This window comes from Streptomyces callyspongiae (assembly GCF_047200695.1).
Taxonomy (GTDB): domain Bacteria; phylum Actinomycetota; class Actinomycetes; order Streptomycetales; family Streptomycetaceae; genus Streptomyces.
Genome location: NZ_JBJZOM010000022.1, coordinates 1 through 18,165 on the forward strand (window position 1 = coordinate 1; position 18,165 = coordinate 18,165).

Annotated in this window: 19 protein-coding genes; 6 read left to right on the top strand and 13 right to left on the bottom strand. The window is 73.3% G+C overall.

The features are described from left to right. Positions 1-293: 293 nt before the first annotated feature. The gene (locus tag ACL06G_RS19170; protein ID WP_412836396.1) at positions 294-869 is read left to right on the top strand and encodes a sigma-70 family RNA polymerase sigma factor; all 576 of its coding nucleotides are present in this window, start codon (positions 294-296) and stop codon (positions 867-869) included. Next, on the top strand, positions 866-1,618 hold the full coding sequence (locus ACL06G_RS19175; protein WP_412787735.1) for an anti-sigma factor: 753 nt from the start codon (positions 866-868) through the stop codon (positions 1,616-1,618). Before ACL06G_RS19170 ends, ACL06G_RS19175 begins: the two co-directional genes overlap by 4 nt. A 153-nt stretch (positions 1,619-1,771) precedes the next feature. On the opposite strand, the gene ACL06G_RS19180 is transcribed toward ACL06G_RS19175, so the two are convergent. The 8 genes from ACL06G_RS19180 to ACL06G_RS19215 form a co-directional block, all read right to left on the bottom strand. Further along, a complete protein-coding gene (locus ACL06G_RS19180; RefSeq protein ID WP_412787734.1) occupies positions 1,772-2,119 on the bottom strand; it encodes a helix-turn-helix transcriptional regulator in 348 nt (115 codons plus the stop codon). Between the two features lie 92 nt (positions 2,120-2,211). Then, the gene (locus ACL06G_RS19185) at positions 2,212-2,622 is read right to left on the bottom strand and encodes a VOC family protein (RefSeq protein ID WP_412787733.1); all 411 of its coding nucleotides are present in this window, start codon (positions 2,620-2,622) and stop codon (positions 2,212-2,214) included. 93 nt (positions 2,623-2,715) lie between these two features. Next, positions 2,716-3,177, bottom strand: a complete 462-nt coding sequence (locus tag ACL06G_RS19190) for a GNAT family N-acetyltransferase (RefSeq protein ID WP_412787732.1) — start codon at positions 3,175-3,177, stop codon at positions 2,716-2,718. Between the two features lie 107 nt (positions 3,178-3,284). After that, positions 3,285-4,094, bottom strand: coding sequence for a DUF1295 domain-containing protein (locus tag ACL06G_RS19195; RefSeq protein WP_412836397.1), 810 nt, complete (start codon positions 4,092-4,094; stop codon positions 3,285-3,287). A 10-nt stretch (positions 4,095-4,104) separates the two neighbouring features. Further along, on the bottom strand, positions 4,105-5,409 hold the full coding sequence (locus ACL06G_RS19200; protein ID WP_412787730.1) for a class I SAM-dependent methyltransferase: 1,305 nt from the start codon (positions 5,407-5,409) through the stop codon (positions 4,105-4,107). Further along, entirely contained in the window at positions 5,406-6,689 is a 1,284-nt protein-coding gene (locus ACL06G_RS19205) for a class I SAM-dependent methyltransferase (RefSeq protein WP_412787729.1), read from the bottom strand. Before ACL06G_RS19205 ends, ACL06G_RS19200 begins: the two co-directional genes overlap by 4 nt. After that, positions 6,686-7,426 carry a DUF1365 domain-containing protein gene (locus tag ACL06G_RS19210; RefSeq protein ID WP_412836398.1) on the bottom strand — a complete coding sequence of 247 codons (741 nt, stop codon included), beginning with the start codon at positions 7,424-7,426 and terminating at the stop codon, positions 6,686-6,688. Before ACL06G_RS19210 ends, ACL06G_RS19205 begins: the two co-directional genes overlap by 4 nt. Next, positions 7,420-8,703, bottom strand: coding sequence for an NAD(P)/FAD-dependent oxidoreductase (locus ACL06G_RS19215; RefSeq protein WP_412787727.1), 1,284 nt, complete (start codon positions 8,701-8,703; stop codon positions 7,420-7,422). Before ACL06G_RS19215 ends, ACL06G_RS19210 begins: the two co-directional genes overlap by 7 nt. A 121-nt stretch (positions 8,704-8,824) precedes the next feature. Here ACL06G_RS19215 and ACL06G_RS19220 point away from each other — a divergent pair, with 121 nt between their 5' ends. Together ACL06G_RS19220 and ACL06G_RS19225 are read left to right on the top strand one after the other, a co-directional pair. Next, entirely contained in the window at positions 8,825-10,525 is a 1,701-nt protein-coding gene (locus ACL06G_RS19220) for a molybdopterin-dependent oxidoreductase (RefSeq protein WP_412836399.1), read from the top strand. Positions 10,526-10,640: 115 nt separating this feature from the next. After that, a complete protein-coding gene (locus tag ACL06G_RS19225; RefSeq protein ID WP_412836400.1) occupies positions 10,641-11,300 on the top strand; it encodes a fasciclin domain-containing protein in 660 nt (219 codons plus the stop codon). Positions 11,301-11,340: 40 nt separating this feature from the next. On the opposite strand, the gene ACL06G_RS19230 is transcribed toward ACL06G_RS19225, so the two are convergent. Together ACL06G_RS19230 and ACL06G_RS19235 are read right to left on the bottom strand one after the other, a co-directional pair. Next, entirely contained in the window at positions 11,341-11,646 is a 306-nt protein-coding gene (locus ACL06G_RS19230) for a 4a-hydroxytetrahydrobiopterin dehydratase (RefSeq protein WP_412787724.1), read from the bottom strand. Positions 11,647-11,702: 56 nt separating this feature from the next. Beyond that, entirely contained in the window at positions 11,703-13,784 is a 2,082-nt protein-coding gene (locus tag ACL06G_RS19235; protein ID WP_412787742.1) for a phage holin family protein, read from the bottom strand. A 235-nt stretch (positions 13,785-14,019) separates the two neighbouring features. Here ACL06G_RS19235 and ACL06G_RS19240 point away from each other — a divergent pair, with 235 nt between their 5' ends. Next, positions 14,020-14,796, top strand: coding sequence for an MBL fold metallo-hydrolase (locus ACL06G_RS19240; protein ID WP_412787723.1), 777 nt, complete (start codon positions 14,020-14,022; stop codon positions 14,794-14,796). Further along, positions 14,793-15,458: a DedA family protein gene (locus ACL06G_RS19245; RefSeq protein WP_412787722.1), complete on the top strand. Its 666-nt coding sequence runs from the start codon at positions 14,793-14,795 to the stop codon at positions 15,456-15,458. Before ACL06G_RS19240 ends, ACL06G_RS19245 begins: the two co-directional genes overlap by 4 nt. A gap of 43 nt (positions 15,459-15,501) precedes the next feature. Here the strand turns inward: ACL06G_RS19245 and ACL06G_RS19250 are convergent, their stop codons facing one another. From ACL06G_RS19250 to ACL06G_RS19260, 3 genes are all read right to left on the bottom strand, one after another. Beyond that, a complete protein-coding gene (locus ACL06G_RS19250) occupies positions 15,502-16,671 on the bottom strand; it encodes an aminotransferase class I/II-fold pyridoxal phosphate-dependent enzyme (protein ID WP_412787721.1) in 1,170 nt (389 codons plus the stop codon). 133 nt (positions 16,672-16,804) lie between these two features. After that, on the bottom strand, positions 16,805-17,668 hold the full coding sequence (locus ACL06G_RS19255; protein WP_412836401.1) for a SigB/SigF/SigG family RNA polymerase sigma factor: 864 nt from the start codon (positions 17,666-17,668) through the stop codon (positions 16,805-16,807). 220 nt (positions 17,669-17,888) lie between these two features. Next, entirely contained in the window at positions 17,889-18,113 is a 225-nt protein-coding gene (locus ACL06G_RS19260; protein ID WP_412787719.1) for a DUF6158 family protein, read from the bottom strand. Positions 18,114-18,165 lie beyond the last annotated feature (52 nt).

Consider the following 18,165-nt stretch of genomic DNA (forward strand, 5'->3'; position numbering starts at 1 on the left):
CCCCCCCCCCCCCCGCCCCGCCCCCCCCCCCCCCCCCCCCCCCCCCCCCCCCCCCCCCCCCCCCCCCCCCCCCCCCCCCCCCCCCCCCCCCCCCCCCCGCTGCGCCGTACGAGTGACGTGTACACGTACGCGACCAATCCGACGCGGGTGGCAGCGCCGAATACTCTTACGTCACCGTGCTGCACCCGGCGGTCCCGCGACCGCCACCGACCGGAGGATCACATGCGAGCTGCCGACCCGTCCCGACCGCCTCGTCCGGCCCGGCCGGAAAGCGGGCGTCGATGAGGCAACACATGGAACTGGCCGGAACACCGCAGGATCCCGGCCCCGATCTCTCCGAACTGCTGGGGCACGTGGCCCGCGGCGACCAGGAGGCGTTCGCGCGCGTCTACGAGTGCGTGGCCGGGCCCGTGCTGGGGCTGGTGAGGAGCATCCTCCGGGACCCGGCGCAGTCCGAGGAGGTCGCCCAGGAGGTCCTGGTGGAGGTGTGGCGCTGCGCCGCCCGCTACCAGCAGGACCGTGGCAGCGCCATGTCCTGGGTGATGACGCTGGCCCACCGTCGGGCCGTCGACCGCGTGCGGTCCGCGCAGGCGTCCAGCGACCGCGAGCAGCGGGCCGCCCTGCTGGACCGCACACCGGCCTACGACGAGGTCACCGAACAGGTCGAGGCACGGCTCGAACGGGAACAGGTGCGCCGCTGCATGCGCGGCCTGACCGAGGTCCAGCACCAGTCGATGACCTTGGCCTACTACCGCGGTCTGACCTACCGCGAGGTCGCCGAGCTGCTGTCTCTGCCGCTCGGGACCGTCAAGACCCGCCTGCGGGACGGGTTGATCCGACTGCGCGACTGCCTGGGGGTGAACGCATGACTACCGCGGACCTGCACACATTGACGGGCGCCTACAGCGTGCACGCGCTGCCGGAAGGAGAGCGCGAGGAGTTCGAGCGCCATCTCGACGAATGCTCGGCCTGCGCCCAGGAGGTGAAGGAGCTGACGGCGACCGCCTCCAAGCTGGGGCTGGCCGCCTCGGTGACACCGCCGCCCTCGCTGCGCGAGACGGTGTTCTCGGAGATCGCCAACACGCGGCAGGAGCCGCCGCAGGTGTCCCGCGTGCGGCGCTCCGGCCGTACGGGCGGTGTCGCACGCTCTCTGCCGCGCCTCGCCCTGGCCGCCTCGCTGGCCGCGGCAGCGGCGCTCGGTGGCGTCGCGGTGTGGCAGTACCAGATCGCCCAGGACGCGCAGCAGCGGGCCGATCGGGCGGAGCAGCGCGGCGCGACGATGGCGCAGCTGCTGGCGGCGCCGGACGCGAAGGTCACCGTCGGGGAACTGCCGGGCGGCGGACACGCCTCGGTCGTCGTGTCGCGGGGTGAGGACCGGGCCGCTTTCGTCGCGTCCGGTCTGCCCGAGGCTCCGCGCGGCAAGGTCTACCAGTTGTGGTTCAGCGAGAACGGCGCCATGCGTCCGGCCGGACTGCTCGACGGCGCGTCGCAGGGCAGTTCGGTACTGATGGACGGCCCGGTCGGCGATGCGTCGGCGATGGGGATCACGCTGGAGCCGGCGGGCGGTTCGCCGCAACCCACGTCGAAGCCGCTGGCGCTGATGAACCTGCCCGCCTGACGGAGGGGAGTGCCCCGCGCCGTGGAGCGCGGGACCCTCGAGGCGGCAGTGACGGGGCCGACGACCTCTCCGGGGGAGTCGTCGGCCCCGCGGGGCGGAAGGGGTGACGGATGGCACGTCCGTCACGCGGGAAGACTGCCCGGTTGCCCCTTCCTACTTTCTGACGGGTCGTGTGACCTGCTTCGCGACGCACGGCGGGATGCCCCCGGCTCCTCCCGCCGCGCTGCGCCGGTAGGAGCTGGGGGACTCGCCGACCAGCTCGGTGAAACGGGTGCTGAACGTGCCCAGCGAAGAGCAGCCCACCGTGAAGCAGATGTCGGTGACGCTGAGGTCGCTGCACCGCAGCAGGGCCTTCGCGCGCTCGATGCGGCGGGTCATCAGATAGGCGTACGGCGACTCTCCGTACGCCAGGCGGAACCGGCGGCTGAGATGTCCGGCGGACATGTGGACGCCGTGGGCGAGGGCTTCGACATCGAGCGGCTGCGCGTACTCGCGGTCCATGCGGTCACGGACGCGGCGCAGCCGGGCGAGGTCGCTCAGCCGCTGCGCCTCGGCATCGGCGCGGCTCGGTGCGCGGGGAGGGAGCTGCGGAGTCAGCGGAGTTCCTGGATGCGCACCATGTTGCCCGCCGGGTCGCGGAAGGCGCAGTCGCGGATTCCGTACGGCTGCTCGGTCGGTTCCTGGACGACCTCGGCGTTGCCGGCCTGCACCTTCTCGAAGGTGCCGTCGAGGTCGGGAGTGGCGAGCATGATCCAGCCGTAGGTGCCCTTGGCCATCATCCCGGTGAGGGTGCGGCGCTCCTCCTCGGTGACGCCGGGGTCGGCAGCGGGTGGCGCGAGCAGGATCGAGGTACCGGGCTGCCCGGCGGGGCCGACCGTGATCCAGCGCATCGTGCCCTGCCCCACGTCGGTGCGGACCTCGAAGCCGAGGGTGTCGCGGTAGAACGCCAGGGACTCCTCCGGATCGCTGTGCGGGAGGAAAGTCGCGTGAATGGTGATATCCATGCCCTCATTCTGGATCGGCTCCGTCTCCCGCGCTTCTCGATTCCTGACCGGTCGCGCCGGGTGCTGCGGCTCCGCCGACGGCGGACGGCTCCGTCAGCGCTCCGCGTCGAGGACCAGCAGCAGGTGGGTGTCCGCTCCGTGCCGCACGGTGCCCGCACGGCGGAAGCCGTGCCCGAGCAGCAGCCGCACCGAGCCGGTGTTCTCCTCGTGCGGATCGGCGTACAGCGGGCGGGTGGTCTCCCGCGCCAGGAAGAGGGTCAGGGCGCGGGTGCCGATACCTCGACCCCAGTACCGGCGGCCCAGCCAGTAGCCGAGGCAGCGCCGGTCCCCCTCCCACCATGCGACCAGGTTGCCCGCGGGGACCCCGCCGACCGTGACCGCCTGCACGAACACCGTGGGATCGCCGAGGACCCTGGTGTGCCAGTGGGCCAGGAAGGCCTCCCGCTCCCGAGGCGGGAAGCGGGAGCGGCGCACGGCCTCCGGATCGTGCTCGTGCGCGAGGAAGACCTCCAGATCGGCCGGCTCGACGTCCCGCAGCCGCACCTCTTCATCCATGCCCCGCACTGTGCCACCTCCCACCGACAGTCGGGGGCGGTGCGGGCCGTGCCGGCGCCGACGGGAGCCCCGCCGCTGTTCGTGGCGCGGCGGGGCTCCGGCGGCGTCTAGCGCCGGGGAGGGCGGGGGAAGAACCCGCTGGTGCGGGCGGTGTACTCCCGGTATCCGGGCCGGTCGGCCATGTGGCGTTCCAGCAGCCGCTTTCCACTGCCCCGGATGAGGAGGTAGCTCATCACCAGGGGGCTGACGACGCCGAGGGCCGCGACCGTCCAGTCGCCGGCGGCCACCAGGTACAGGCCCCACCAGACGCAGAAGTCCCCGAAATAGTTCGGGTGCCGCGTCCAGCTCCACAGTCCGCGGTCCATGACCCTGCCCTTGTTGGCCGGGTCGGACTTGAAGCGGTGCAGCTGCTGGTCCCCGACGGCTTCGAAGGTGAGGCCGACGGCCCACAGCAGCACACCGAGGGCCATCAGGGTCCGCGACCCGGCCGCCGTGTACTGGCCGGCCTGCACCGGCAGGGACACCAGCCAGACCAGGGCGGCCTGCAGCAGGTAGACCATGCGCAGCGCGTACAACGAGGGGTTTCCGCGCGCCTTGGCGAGCATCTTGGCGTACCGCGGGTCCTCGCCGTGGCCGGCGCCGCGGCGGGCGATGTGCACGGCCAGCCGCAGACCCCACACCGCGGTGAGTGCCGTCAGCAGCAGCCTGCGCGTGCCGTCGCCCTCCTCTCCGGTGGCCGCGGACACGCCGCAGACGGTCGCCGCGACCGCGGCGAACGCGACGCCCCAGGCCACGTCGACGATCCGGTGGACGCCCTTGACGAGGGCCAGTGCGAACGTGGCCAGGAGGACGGCGAGCGCGGCCCCGGCGGAGGCGCCGAGCGTGGCGCCGAAGGCTTCCCAGGGAAACGGGTTCATGGTGCGCGGCTCACCTCAGACCGTCCGGCGCGTACCAGGCGCCGGTGGTCGGGGGCATCTCCGAGGCGCCGTTGGCGGCCGGGCGGACGGCGAGCAGTTGGTCCACTCCCATCCGCCCCTCCTCGAAGGCCAGGGCGCCGCCGACGAGGTAGAGCCGCCAGACGCGGGCGGTGTGCTCTCCGACGAGTTCCAGGAACTCCGTCCAGTTCTTCTCCAGCGTCTCGTGCCAGGCGCGGATGGTGCGGACGTAGTGCTCCCGGAGGGACTCGGTGTGGCGCACCTCCAACCCGGCGCCCTCCAGCAGGGACAGGGTGTCGCCGAGGGGGCGCATGTGCATGTCGGGGGCGATGTAGGACTCGATGAACGCCCCGCCGCCGGGGGCGTTGGCGCCGCGGGACATCTGCTGGACGAGGGCGCGGCCGCCGGGGCGGAGCATGCGGTGCAGGATGCCGGCGAAGGCCGGGTACTCGGCGTCGCCGACGTGCTCGCCCATTTCGATGGTGGAGACGGCGTCGTAGCCGCCGCCTTCGATGTCGCGGTAGTCGCACAGCCGGACCTCGACCAGGTCCTCCAGTCCGCGTTCCGCCACGCGGGCGCGGACGAACTCGGCCTGCCGGCGGGCGAGGGTGACGGCGGTGACGCGTGTCCGGTGGACCTCGGCGGCGTGGAGGGTGAGCGAGCCCCAGCCGCAGCCGATGTCGAGCATGCGGGATCCGGGGCCGACACCCAGCTTGCGGCAGATGATCTCCAGCTTGTCGTACTGCGCGTCGGCGAGGTCGTAGCCGGCATCGTCGGGGCGGGTCCACACGCCGCACGAGTAGGCCATGGACGTGTCGAGCAGCCGTTCGTAGAACTCGTTGGACAGGTCGTAGTGGTGGCTGATCGCCGCCCGGTCGCGGTTGCGGCTGTGCAGTTTCCCGCCGAGCCGGGCCGAGGGCGCGGAGGGCTCCGGCGGGCGCGGCCCCACGGCGCCCAGTTTGAGGAGTACGGCCGCGGCACGCCCCCGGTCGGCGAGCCCGACGCGGGGTGGGCGGATACCGGTGTCGCGTGCGGCCTGCCACAGGGTGCGCAGCGCGTCGTCGAGGTCTCCCTCGATCTCCAGGTCACCGCCGATATAGGCCTGGGCGAGGCCCAGTTCGTCGGGCTGCCACAGTAGGCGGCGCAGCGCGCGGCGGGTACGCAGGTGGACGACGGGTGCGTCCTCGGGGCCGGCGAGGCTGCCGTCCCAGGCGCGGAGGCGTACCGGCAGGGGGCCGCCGAGCAGGTCGGTGGCCAGGTCGTTCAGCAGGGGTGCGGCCTGTCCGGTGGTCTTCACGCCGCGTCCTCCTCGGTCGTCGTGTGCTGCGGTGCGTCGCCCTTGGTGAGCAGGAGTTGCCGTACGTCCAGGTATCCGGAGCGGAAACCCGCCTCGGAGTAGGCGAGGTAGAAGGTCCACATGCGCCGGAACGTCTCGTCGAAGTCCAGGGCGGCGACCTCGTCGGCCCGCTCGGAGAAGCGTTCGCGCCAGAGGCGCAGCGTCTCCGCGTAGTGGGGCCCGAAGCAGTCGGAGCGGTCGAGGCGCAGGTCGGTGCGGTCAGCGGTGATGTCGGCAATGGCTTCCACCGACGGGAGCATGCCGCCGGGGAAGATGTACTTCTGGATCCAGGTGAAGGTGCGCCGGGTGGCGAGCATGCGGTCGTGCGGCATGGTGATGGCCTGCAGGGCGATGCGGCCGCCGTTCTCGAGCCGGTCGTCGAGGGTGGTGAAGAAGGTCGGCCAGAACTCGACGCCGACCGCTTCGATCATCTCGACGCTCACGATGGCGTCGTAGGTGCCCTCGACCTCGCGGTAGTCGCTGAGCCGGACCTCGACGCGGCCTTCGTGGCCGGCGTCCCGTATGCGCTGCCGGGCGAGTTGCTGCTGCTCGCGGGAGAGCGTGACGGAGTCGACGAGCGCGCCGCGTTCCGCGGCGCGGAGAGCGAGTTCGCCCCAGCCCGTGCCGATCTCCAGCAGTCGCGTGCCGGCGCCGACGCCGGCGAGGTCGAGCAGTCTGTCGATCTTGCGGCGCTGGGCGGCGGCCAGCTGGGGCCGTTGGGCAGGGAACCCTTGGAACACGCCGGAGGAGTAACTCATCGTCTCGTCGAGGAACAGCGCGAAGAGAGCGTTGGACAGGTCGTAGTGGCGGTGGATGTTCTCCTTGGAGCCCTTCAGGGTGTTGCGCTGTTCACCGGGCTGCCGCAGTGCCCACAGGCGGCGCATCCGCTGGAGGCCCGAGGGTACGAGGGTGCGTACTTCGCCCGCGAGGACGCTGAGGACGGCGACCAGGTCGGGAGCGGACCACTCCCCTGCCATGTAGGACTCGCCGAAGCCGACGAGTCCGCTGCGGCCTATGCGGGCGTGGAAGGCCCAGGGGTCGTGGATCTCGAGCTGCGGGCCGCCGAGGCCGAGGGACGAGCCGTCGGGGAAGGTGGCGCGCAGCGGCAGGCGGGCGAGGGCGTGGCGCACGAGCCGGGTGGCGAACGCGGTGCGGGCGCGGGAGGCGCGCGGCGGTTCGGCGACGTCGGGCCATCGCTGCGGGTCGACGGCGGAGCTCGGGGTAACGGTGGACACACTCACTTCACGCCCTCCTGGGGACGGTGTCGGGGACGGGGTTGCACCGGCAGTCCGCGCAGGTAGAGCAGGATGCCGTGCATCCGGATGGCGGCGGAGACGGCCGCGGTGGACCAGCGGTGGCGGATGGCTGCGCGCAGCAGTGTCGCGGGACGGGCGTCCCGGCGGCGGCCGCGCACGGTGGCGGTGAACGGGCGCCGGCCGTCGCGTTCCAGCTGGACGGTCAGGTCGAGGGCGTCGTCCGGTTCGGGGAGCCGCATGCGGTAGGCGCCGTCGACGGGGAAGAACGGCGAGACGTGGAACTCCTTGCGGACGCGTGCCGCACCTCGTGCGTCGGGGGCGAGGACGTAGGCGTGCCGTTCGCCGTAGGTGTTGTGCACCTCGGCGACGACGAGGACGAGGGTGTCGTCCTCGTCGTGGCACCAGTAGAGGGTGAGGGGGTTGAACACGTGCCCGAGGACGCGGGCGTGCGCGAGCATCACGACGCGTCCGGTGGGCGGCGTGATGCCCTGGCCGGACAGGAAGCGGTGCAGGCCGGTGCGCAGGTCCGCAGCGGTGCCGGCGAAGTGGTCGCGGGCGTCGAAGCGGGCCAGGGGCCGCAGCGGGCGCGGGAGCCGCGGCAGGTGGTCGAGGTCGACGAGCCACAGGTAGGTGCGGTGCCGGAACGCGTACCGGAAGGGCCGGGTGCGGGTGTGCCGGACAGTGCAGGGGTACAGCGCGGGCGCGGTGGGGGCGGTCACCACCGCACCCCCAGGGCGAGTGCGGCCTCCACCCCCGAACGGCAGCCGTCCTCGTGGAAGCCCCAGCCGTGGTAGGCCCCGGCGTAGGCGGTGACGGGTCCGGAGAGTTCGGGGAGCCGGTCCTGCGCGGTGACCGACTCGGGCGTGTAGACGGGGTGTTCGTAGACCATGCGGGCGAGGACGCGGCCGGGGTCGACGCGGTCCTCGGCGCCGAGGGTGACGACGTAGTCGTCGGCGGCGTCGAGACGCTGCAGGCGGTTCATGTGGTAGCTGACCTGTACCCGGTCGGCGGGGGTGCGGCAGGACGGCATGAGGTAGTTCCAGGAGGCGCGGGCGCCGCTGCTGCGGGGCAGCAGCGCGGTGTCGGTGTGCAGGAGCGTCTCGTTGCGGGAGTAGCGGAAAGCTCCGAGGACGGAGTGTTCGTCCTCGGTCGGGTCGCCGAGGAGGCGCAGCGCCTGGTCGGGGTGGGTGGCGATCACGATCTTGTCGTAGCGGGCGGTGGTGCCGTCCTCTGCGGTGAGCGCGACGCCGTCGGGGTGGCGGTGCACGGCCCGCACGGGTGTGCCGGTGTGCACGGCGCCGAGTTGTTTGACGACGCGTTCGACGTAGGAGCGGGACCCTCCGGTCACGGTGCGCCACACGGGTGATCCGGTGACCGACAGCATGCCGTGGTGGGCGAGGAAGCGGAACAGGTAGCGGGCGGGGTAGCGGAGGGCGGTTCCGGGGGCGCAGGACCAGACGGCGGAGACCACCGGGGTCATGAAATGGGTGACGAAGTACCTGGAGAACCGGCCTTCGGTGAGGAACTCCCCGAGCGTCTGCCGGGTGTGCTCCTGTTCGGCGGGCTCCTCGCGCGAGAGCAGCGCGGCCGCGCTGCGGTGGAAACGCCGGATCTCGGCGAGCATGCGCAGGTAGGACGGGTCGAGCAGGTTCCGCGGCTGCGCGAGGACGCCGCGGAGGCCGCGGGCGCCGGCGTACTCCAGGCCGCACCCTTCGCAGCGCACCGACATGCTCATCTCGGACTCCTGGGTGGGGACGTCCAGTTCGGCGAAGAGCCGCAGCAGGTGGGGGTAGGTGCGCCGGTTGTGCACGATGAAGCCGGAGTCCACGTGGTGCACGCGTCCGTCGCTGTCGGCGAGTTCGTGGGTGTGGGCGTGACCGCCGACCCGGTCGTCGGCCTCGTACAGCGTCACCTCGTGCTCCTTGTGCAGCACGTAGGCGGCGGTGAGTCCCGCCACGCCGCTGCCGATCACGGCCGTCCGCAGCCGTCGCTCCGGCATCTTGCTCCTTCCGTCACGGTGAGGATCGTTGCCCTCACCGTTGGTTCGTCGATCGAACCATTCACGGATGCATTCGATGCCGGCCTTGGAGCGGATTGGTCGCCCGCACGAATGTGTGGGCATGAAGATTTCCCCGGAGTTTTTTCGGCGTCGGACCAATCCGCCCGTGGGGCCGGACCGAATTGCCGACGTGAGCCAAGATCGAGAAGCGACGCGGACACTCCGCCCCGTGCTGGGTGCGGTGAGCGGCCTGTTGGCCGGCTTCACCGCATTGGCCGTGGCGCAGCTCGTCGCCGTACCCGTCCGCCCGGAGGCGGCCCCGCTGAACGCGGTGGGCGACGCGGTCATCGAGCTCGCGCCGCCGTCGGTCACCCAGTTCGCGGTGGACACCTTCCGCTCCAACAACAAGCTGGTGCTGGAGATCGGCACCCTTGCGCTGCTGGCGCTCTTCGCGCTGGTGCTCGGGGTGCTGGCGCTGCGGCACCGGCGGCCCGCTTCGGCGGGGGTGCTGGTGTTCGGTGCGGTCGGGACGGTCGCCGCGCTGAGTCGCGTCGGAGCGACGGCAGCGGATGCGCTGCCGTCTGTTCTGGGCGCCGTTGCGGGCGCGGGAGTGCTGTACGTGCTCGCGGGCCGGCTCGGTTCGGCCCCGCAGCCTTCCGCCCTGTCCGGGGCGGAGGCGGCGGACGCCGGTGAGCAGCCCTCCGTGATGCGGCCCACCGGGGCGGCGCAGCAGGGCTTCGATCGGCGCGGCTTCGTCGTCGCCGCGGCGACGGCGGCGGTCGCGTCGGCCGGTGCGGGCGCCGTCGGGCTGGAGCTGTCCGGCGGGTCGGGGGCGTCGGCCTCGCGCCGGGCCGTGCGGCTTCCGGGGCCGGCGGATCCGGCCGCACCGATCCCGGCCGGGGCGGGTCCCGACGTGCCCGGCCTGAGTCGTTTCACCACGCCCAACGGGGACTTCTACCGGGTGGACACCGCCCTGGTGGTGCCCAAGGTGGACGCCACGCAGTGGCGCCTGCGGCTGCACGGCCGGGGCGTGGCGGAACCGGTGGAGTTCACCTACCGGGACCTGCTGCGGCGGGACCTGGTGGAGCGCGACATCACGCTGACGTGCGTGTCCAATCCGGTCGGCGGCGGCTACGTCGGCAACGCCCGCTGGATCGGCGTTCCCCTGGTGTCGCTCCTGCGGGAGGCCGGAGTCCGTCCGCCGTCCGAGGGCGGGCCCGCGGACCAGTTGGTCTCGCGTTCGGTGGACGGCATGACCATCGGCACTCCGGTGGAGGCCGTGATGGACGGCCGGGACGCGATGCTGGCGGTTGGTATGAACGGGCAGCCGCTGCCGTTCGACCACGGTTTCCCCGTCCGCATGGTGGTGCCCGGCCTGTACGGCTACGTCTCCGCCTGCAAGTGGATCGAGGACATCGAACTCACCACGTTCGACGCGTACGACGCCTACTGGGTGCGCCGGAACTGGGCCCGGCAGGCGCCGATCAAGACGGAGTCCCGCATCGACACACCGAAGCCTTTCGGCTCGGTCGAGGCGGGGACGACGATCCCCGTCGCCGGTGTCGCCTGGGCTCAGCACCGCGGCATCCGCCGTGTGGAGGTGCGGGTCGACGGCGGCCCGTGGCAGGAGGCCCGGCTCGGGGCCGAGGCCACGGAGGACACCTGGCGGCAGTGGGTGTGGGAGTGGCCCGCCACCAAGGGCTCCCACACGCTCGAGGTGCGCGCCACCGACGGCGACGGCGTCACGCAGACCGCCGAGCGCGCGGACACCGTCCCGGACGGCGCGACCGGCTGGCACTCGGTGGTGGTCGATGTGAGCTGACGGCGGCCGGCTCCTCGCCGTCCCCGCCGCTTCCCCGCCGCACGCAATCCGTGCGGCCCCGCGGACCGAATTCTCCGGCACCTGCCAGTACGTAACGAAACAAGGAGTACCGAACATGAACGCCACCCGCATGCGCCGCGCCGCCATCGCCGCCGTTGCCGCCGCCGTCCTGCCGCTGACCGTCACCGCCTGCGGCAGCGACAACGGTGACAGCGGATCCGGCTCCTCCTCGTCCTCCTCGCAGGAGAAGAAGGAGAACCAGCAGGACGACATGCAGGAGAGCGACGACGCGATGGCGTCGGAGCCCTTCGGCGCGGCCTGCCAGTCGGTGCCGAAGGACGGCCCGGGCAGCTTCGACGGCATGGCGGAGGACCCGGTCGCGACGGCCGCCTCCAACAACCCGGCGCTGTCCACGCTGGTGACGGCGGTGAAGAAGGCCGGCCTGGTCGACACCCTCAACAATGCCGAGGACATCACGGTGTTCGCGCCGGCCAACTCCGCCTTCGAGAAGGTGCCGGAGAAGGACCTCAACGCGCTGCTGGCCGACAAGGAGAAGCTGACCGAGGTCCTCACCTACCACGTGGTGGGCGAGCGTCTGGCCCCCTCGGACCTGGAGGACGGCAGCTACAAGACCCTCGCCAAGAGCGAGGTCACCGTCTCCGGCTCCGGTGAGGACTACACCGTGAACGACGACTCGAACGTCGTGTGCGGCAACGTGCAGACGGCCAACGCGACGGTCTACATCGTCGACTCGGTGCTGATGCCGCAGAAGTGACGGCACCCGGTCCGGGCCGACGGTGAACGGCCGGCCCGGATCAGGTCGCCCCGTGGCCCGCCGCGATCCCCGCGATCCGGCGGGCCAGCGTCGTGTCGAGCTCGGTGATCCGCCCGCCGACGCTGTGCGTGTTCATCGTGATGCCGAGGCTGCGGTAGCCCAGCGTCATCTCCGAGTGGTGGTTCAGCTCGTCCTGGAGGGTGGCGACGTGCACGGCCATGGCCGCGACCGCCGTGTGCCGCGGCAGCGAGTAGGTCCGGGAGAGGTGGTCCCCGTCCGCCTGCCAGCCGGGAAGTTCGGCCAGTGCCTCGTCGAGCTGCTGCGGGGACAGGGGTTCGGGTGCCATGGGGGCGCCTTCCCTTCGATGTGCGGCAGGGTCGGCTCCCAGCCTGCCACGGCCCGTCAGCGGTGTGCGGGAGGCGCCGCGGCGTCCCGTGCGGGTCGCGGGGCCCGCCGGGAGACGGCGACGGCACGCTGCGCACCGGTGGCGCGGACCTCGCGCAGCCACCGGCGCAGGACCCGGTGCACCCGCTCCGCGCCGACGAGTTCGCGCGAGCCCGACGGGGCGGAGAGCACCAGCGGGGAGAGCAGGAACGGACGGCTCTGTTCGCCGCCGAGACCGCCGTGCGACCCCACCTGCTCCTCGAAGGCGTGCACCCGGCCGGTGTCCGGGTCGGCGGCGGAGTTCACCATGATGTCCGCGCAGTGCGGGAACCCGGAGGCACGCAGCACGATCTCCGGAGCATGCGGCCCGAACGGGGCGAGCGGGTCCCCTCCGACGATCTCCCCCGTCCGCAGCCGGTGTTCGCCGCCGCCCCTGCCGAGAACCACCGAACCGTGCTCCGCACTGTGGACCAGCAGGAAACCGATGCCGGGGTGGTCGGCCAGGGCGCGCAGCAGCGCCGGGTGGCGTTCCTCGATCTGTTCCCGCGTCATGCGCCCGGGCACGTCGGGGAAGGAGACGAGTCCCAGGTTGCCGGAGGCGAGGATGACCGGACCCGCTGCTTGCGGCACGTCCTCCTCGGACACCGGGTGGCGCCCGTCCTCGGGACGCCCCAGTGCGGCGCGGGCCGCGGCGCGGGCCTCGGCCCCGCTGCGGGTGGCCCGCGCCCTGCGGGAGACGGGCAGGCCGCACCCGGCCCGCACGAGGTCCTCCAGGGTGAGCCCGTAGGCGCTGCGGAACGGCTCGCCGGCGCTCTGCCCATGATCGGAGAGCAGCACCAGCCGGTACGGGCGCGGTGCGTGGTCGGCGACCTGGGCGATGAGCGCGACGGCGCGGTCCAGGCGCTGGAGTACCTGCCGGGTGTCGTTGCCGCGGGGCCCGCTGTGGTGCGCCACTTCGTCGTACGCGACGAGGTCGGCGTAGACGGCGGCGCGGCCGTTGAGGATGTCGCCCATCACGGCGGCGACCACGACGTCGCGCTGCACGACGGTGGCGAAGGCGCGGAGGAACGGGTAGAGGCCGCCGCGGCCGACGCGGGGGCTGTCGCCGCGGAACCTCGACCGGAGCGACTGGTACACCTCGCGGCAGACCTCCGCGACGAACGACAGCGCGGTGCGGGTGGCGTTGGTCGGGTCGGAGAAGTACGCGAAGTATCCGGCGCGGGACCGGGTGTCGCGGCCGCGGCGGGCGGTGACGGAGAGCACCAGGGCGAGCTGGCGGGCGCCGCCGGCGAACAGGTTGCCGCGGCTCGCGCCGTCGGAGGCCAGGAGTCCCGGATCGCCGGTGCGGTCCGCGGCGCGGCGCTGGAGCTCGGCGGCGGCGCTGGGCCGGTTGCTCACCATCACCTCGCACCGCTCCTTCTCGTACCAGCGGAACGCGGGCACATCGTGGTTGCTGCCGTGGAGGATGCCCAGTTGGCTGGCGCCGGTCTGGCTGGACCAGTCCGTGTGCCAGGCGGTGAGCCGGTGGGTGGTGCGGCGGAGCGCGGCGACCGTCGGCATGAGCGGTTCGGGCCCGGTCGTCGCCTCCCGGAGCACGTCGTGCCCCACTCCGTCGAGTTGCAGGAAGACGATGCCCGGGGTTCCGGGAGCGCGGGCTCCCTCGCGGCGGCGCCTCCGGTCGGCGAGGCGGGCGAGGCGGCGACGGTACGCGCCGTCGTCGCGCACCGCGAGGAATCCGCTGGTCGCGGAGGAGGCCGCGGACATCGCGGCAGCGACGACAACCGCCGTCCGCGGATCGGCGTCTCCCCGCTCGGGGATCAGGATCAGCGCGAGCCACAGGAGCGAGCCGTTGAGGAAGAACACGAGGGTGCCCAGGACCAGAGCGGGCACCAGCAGCAGTGCGCGCACCAGCACCGGCCACACCAGCGCGCTGAGCACACCGAACACGCCTGCGCCGAGCGCCGCGGTGACGGCGGTGCGGGTGGCGCTGTCGCCGCCGGGCTGCTGGAGGCTGAAGTCGGGCAGCCCCGCAGCGAGGACGAGCATCGTGAGGGTGCCCGCCGCCCACACGGCGAGGACGCGCAGGGCGGCGGCGCCCATTCCGCGCCACGGAGGCAGGAGTCGCACGCCGGTTCCTCCTCGTCGTCGCGTCGTGGGCCGCGCACGGATCGCGGGCAGTCCCGCCGCATGTGACCCGAGCGGAGCACACGACTTCCTCCACTTTTTCACAGTGGCGTCACCTTCGTGCGGTCCACGGCGAAGGAGACATACGCTCGAAGGGGTGCGGCGTGACCGGGACGGGTACCCGCCGCTCCCCCGAGCGAGAGGAGCCCTCGTGCCGGTGGAAGTGACGTGGTGGGGCCATGCCACCGCGACCGTGCGGGACTCCGGGGCGACCGTGCTCACCGATCCGGTGCTGGTGCGGCGGTTGGCGCATCTGCGCAGGCGGCGCGGGGCGCTTCCGCCGGCGTCGGTGACCACCGTCGACGTGGTGCTGGTCTCCCATCTGCACGCCGACCACCTGCACCTGGGGTCGCTGTCGCGGCTGCCCGCGGGCACGCGGGTCGTCGTGCCGCGCGGGGCGCCGAACGCGCTGGCGGGGCTGCGGCGGCTCGGGGGATGGCTGGACCTGGTCGAGGCGTCGGTGGGCGAGACGCTGCGGGTGGGGCCGCTGCGTATCCGCCCGGTGCCGGCGGCGCACGACGGCCGTCGCCTGCCGTACGGTCCGCGGCAGACCCGCGCCCTGGGCTATGTGGTCGAGGGCGAGAAGCGGACGTACTTCGCCGGGGACACCGGACTGTTCGCGGGCATGGCGGACGAGGTGGGGCCGGTGGACATGGCGCTGCTTCCGGTGGGCGGCTGGGGCCCGTTCCTCGGCGAGGGACACCTGGACGCCCGGCGCGCGGCGCAGCTGCTCGCCCGGCTCGCGCCGGGCGGCGCGGTGCCGGTGCACTACGGCACGTACTGGCCGATCGGCATGGACGCCGTACGGCCGCACGAATTCCACTCGCCGGGCGACGAGTTCGCCCGGCTCGCGCGCCGTCTGGCCCCGCAGGTCGCGGTGCACCGGTTGCGGCACGGCGAGACCGTGCGGTGGGGGGCGGCGGAATGATTGGTGATCTGGGAACCATAACCGTGGGGCAGCTCGCGGCGACGGCGGACGGCCTGCCCCTCGACACGCAGCGCGCGATCGGCTATCCCACCCTGTTCGTGCTGGTGGCCTTCGGCGCCCTGGTCCCGGTGCTGCCGACTGGGGCGCTGGTCAGCAGTGCCGCGGTGGTGGCGTTCCACCACGGGATTCCGGTGCTCTCGCTGTTCCTCGTGTTCGCGGTGGCGTCGCTGGCGGCGTTCACCGGGGACGTGACGCTGTACTGGCTGGGGCGCCGCGGCCTGGGGTCGCCCGGGGGTTCGCGCTGGCTGGAGCGGCTGGAGCAGAAGGCGCCCCCGGACCGGCTGGCGCAGGCGCAGCGCGGGCTGGAGCGGCACGGCATAGCGGTGCTGGTGGTGTCACGCCTGGTGCCCGCCGGACGTATACCGGTCATGGTGGCGTGCCTGCTGTCGCGGACGCGGACGCGGGACTTCACCAAGGGCGACATCCCCGCCTGCCTGGCCTGGGCGGCGACCTACCAGCTGGTGGGAGTGGCGGGCGGTTCGCTGTTCCCGGAGCCGTGGGAGGGCGTGGCGGCGGCTGTCGGCCTGGCGCTGCTGGTGAGTGTGGTGCCCTCGCTGTGGCGTCGCACGCACCGTCGGTCGGAGGCGGCCCGCGACGCGTAGCCGGGGCCGCCCCGCGGCGGTCGAAGCGGTTGCGGGAGGGGCGTCAGCCGGTGGTGAGATCGGCGAGGACGCTGCGGAGCGTGTCGAGGGCGTGGCGCACGTGGGGTGCCCGCAGCGGATCGGGGGCCCGGGGGAGGTCGGCGCCCGTCAGCAGCAGGGTGGACAGCCGTACGCGGAGGAGGCGCGGGGCGTCCCCGAAGTGTGCGCCGCTCACCGCGCCGGGCCCGATGCGGCGGGTCAGTTCGGCGGCCAGTTCGGCGGCGTCCTCGATGCCGTGGGCGGCGAGCGGGCGCCGCAGGGGTTCCAGGTCCGCATACACGGACCGGCCGGCCTGCGGCGGGAGGCACAGTCCACCGGCGGCGACGACGGCGTCGTGGAGCGCCGTGGCGAGTGCGCCCTGCATCCGGGCGTCGGCTGCGCGCCGCTCCCGTGCCTCGGCGGACTCGCCGAGCGCGTCGGTGGCGGCCCGGGCCGCGGTGGCGGGCAGGTGTGCGTGGAGTGCGGTCAGCACGCCCCGCACTTCCCGCGCCAGGGTGTGCCCGCGGGAGGTGTCGGGGAAGCGGGCGAGCGCGGCGGCGGGGGCGCCGTACCCGGTGGGCGTCCCGCCGGCACCGGCGAGGGCGGCCGAACCGGTCAGACCGGTCAGACCGGTGAGGACGACGACGGAGTCGATGTGCTCCGCCCGTTCGGCCCCGACGATCTCGGCGGGACTGACGGTGACCGTGCCGTGCGGGTCGTGGGGGGCGTCGCGGCCGCTCTCGTCGCTGACGACGAGGAGGCCCTCGTCCCATGCCGCCTCGCACACCTCGCGCAGCAGCTCGGGAGCGGCCGCCGTACCGGTCGGGTCGTCGGCGACGGACACCAGCACGATCCGGGGCGCGTCGCCGGCGGAGCGCGCCCGCCGCACGGTCTCCAGCAGCACGAACGGGTCGGGTACACCGCCGCAGTCGGCGGGTGCGGGGATGCGGTACGGGGTGCGGCCCAGCAGCCGCACGGGGTGCTCGTGCCACGGGGCGGAGGGCCGGGTCAGCAGGACGCCGCCGCCCGCCGGGTCGGCGGTGGCCAGCAGGCCGAGCAGCAGCAGCGGCGCGCTGGGCGCCGCCACGACCTGGCCGGGGCCGGTGTGGAGGCCGCGGCGGTGCCAGTAGCCGCCGGCGGCGCGCAGCAGCTCGCAGCGCCGCTCGCGGTGGCGGTCCTCCTCGCTGTGCCGCATGGGACTCCGTCTCGACCGGTGGATGCCTCCGGGGGCACACTCCGCGGCCCCGTCCGCAGGGCCACTCTGGCAGAAGCGTTCCGCTTCGGCGACGCAGTGGCGCTCCTCGCCGGGCGTGGGCCGTCCGGTCCGGTCAGGCGGGGGTGAGCGCCCCTTCGCGCGAAGCGGTCCGCCGCCCGTCCGGGACGCGTGGGGTGTTGTCGGAGACCTGTTCCTCGACGTGGTCGTGGATGCGGTGGCAGGAGCGGTTGATCAGCCGGGAGACGTGCATCTGGGAGATGCCGAGCCGGGAGGCGATGCGGCTCTGCGTCATGTCCTCGAAGAACCGCAGGTAGAGGATGTACCGCTCCCGCTCGGGGAGGCGTTCGAGTTCGGGCTTGACCGCTTCGCGGTACAGCACCAGGTCGAAGCCGGGTTCCGAGTCGCCGAGGGTGTCGACCAGGGCGTAGCCGTCCTCGGAGCCGGGCAGTTCGGCGTCCAGGGAGAGCGTGCGGTAGCTCTCCAGGGCCTCCAGGCCGGTGAGGACCTCCTCCTCGGTGAGGCCGCTGTGCTCCGCGACCTCCGCGACGGTCGGCGCGCGCCCCTCCTGCGCGAGGCCGAGTTCGCGTCGGCTGGAGCGCACCTTGTTGCGCAGTTCCTGCACGCGGCGCGGCACGTGCACGTCCCACATGTGGTCGCGGAAGTGACGCTTGATCTCACCGACGACGGTGGGCACGGCGAAGCTCTCGAAGGCGTGTCCGCGGTCCGGGTCGTAGCGGGTGACCGCCTTGAACAGTCCGAGGTCGGCGACCTGCCGCAGGTCCTCCAGGGCCTCGCCGCGGTTGCGGAACCGCCGCGCCAGCCGGTGCGCCACCGGCATCCAGGCGGTGACGATGCGGTCGCGGACGGCGTCCCGCTCCGGCCCCTCCGGGAGGGCGTGCATACGGCGGAAGTCGGCGTCGGTGTCCGGGGTGTCGTCGTGCGTGCGGCTGCGTCGGGTCTGCTGCGCGGACGTCATGGCTGCGAACTCCTGTGCGCGGTGTACGGCTGCGAGCGTTCACCGCGGAAGCAGGCACAGGCGGGACGGGCGGCTGCAGCCGCTCCCGCGGACGTGCCTTCAGGTCCGAAGCACACCAGTCGGGTGCCCGCGTCGTACAGGGCCAAACGGGTGACGGCGATCCGATGTGCCGCGCGTTCCCGCGAGGCCGGGGCCCGCCCCCGCAGCAGACGGGCCGCCATCAGCAGCCGCCGCGCTCCCGGGCGCCCTTGCGCGTGCGGCCGGCCGCGACGGGACGCTGCGGATTCCGCCGCAGGTACTCGCCCTCCAGCTCGGCCATGCGCGCGTTGTGCGCGGTCAGCGCGTCGGCGGAGCCGTGGAGCAGCGTGTCGTGACGGGTGCGGTGGATGGTCTCCAGCTCTTTGAGGAGCTGGGCGTCCGACAGCTCCCGCGGGTCGATCCCCATGGCGCCTCCCTGATGCCCCTGCCGGATCGCACCGGCCCGTGTCGGTCTGCCG

What these genes read in the sequence shown, in the direction of transcription:
- ACL06G_RS19170 (WP_412836396.1), top strand. Translation starts at nt 294, where the DNA reads ATGGAACTGGCCGGAACACCGCAGGATCCCGGCCCCGATCTCTCCGAA.
- ACL06G_RS19175 (WP_412787735.1), top strand. Translation starts at nt 866, where the DNA reads ATGACTACCGCGGACCTGCACACATTGACGGGCGCCTACAGCGTGCAC.
- ACL06G_RS19180 (WP_412787734.1), bottom strand. Translation starts at nt 2,119, where the DNA reads ATGGACCGCGAGTACGCGCAGCCGCTCGATGTCGAAGCCCTCGCCCAC.
- ACL06G_RS19185 (WP_412787733.1), bottom strand. Translation starts at nt 2,622, where the DNA reads ATGGATATCACCATTCACGCGACTTTCCTCCCGCACAGCGATCCGGAG.
- ACL06G_RS19190 (WP_412787732.1), bottom strand. Translation starts at nt 3,177, where the DNA reads ATGGATGAAGAGGTGCGGCTGCGGGACGTCGAGCCGGCCGATCTGGAG.
- ACL06G_RS19195 (WP_412836397.1), bottom strand. Translation starts at nt 4,094, where the DNA reads ATGAACCCGTTTCCCTGGGAAGCCTTCGGCGCCACGCTCGGCGCCTCC.
- ACL06G_RS19215 (WP_412787727.1), bottom strand. Translation starts at nt 8,703, where the DNA reads ATGCCGGAGCGACGGCTGCGGACGGCCGTGATCGGCAGCGGCGTGGCG.
- ACL06G_RS19220 (WP_412836399.1), top strand. Translation starts at nt 8,825, where the DNA reads ATGAAGATTTCCCCGGAGTTTTTTCGGCGTCGGACCAATCCGCCCGTG.
- ACL06G_RS19225 (WP_412836400.1), top strand. Translation starts at nt 10,641, where the DNA reads ATGAACGCCACCCGCATGCGCCGCGCCGCCATCGCCGCCGTTGCCGCC.
- ACL06G_RS19230 (WP_412787724.1), bottom strand. Translation starts at nt 11,646, where the DNA reads ATGGCACCCGAACCCCTGTCCCCGCAGCAGCTCGACGAGGCACTGGCC.
- ACL06G_RS19235 (WP_412787742.1), bottom strand. Translation starts at nt 13,784, where the DNA reads ATGGGCGCCGCCGCCCTGCGCGTCCTCGCCGTGTGGGCGGCGGGCACC.
- ACL06G_RS19245 (WP_412787722.1), top strand. Translation starts at nt 14,793, where the DNA reads ATGATTGGTGATCTGGGAACCATAACCGTGGGGCAGCTCGCGGCGACG.
- ACL06G_RS19250 (WP_412787721.1), bottom strand. Translation starts at nt 16,671, where the DNA reads ATGCGGCACAGCGAGGAGGACCGCCACCGCGAGCGGCGCTGCGAGCTG.
- ACL06G_RS19255 (WP_412836401.1), bottom strand. Translation starts at nt 17,668, where the DNA reads ATGACGTCCGCGCAGCAGACCCGACGCAGCCGCACGCACGACGACACC.
- ACL06G_RS19260 (WP_412787719.1), bottom strand. Translation starts at nt 18,113, where the DNA reads ATGGGGATCGACCCGCGGGAGCTGTCGGACGCCCAGCTCCTCAAAGAG.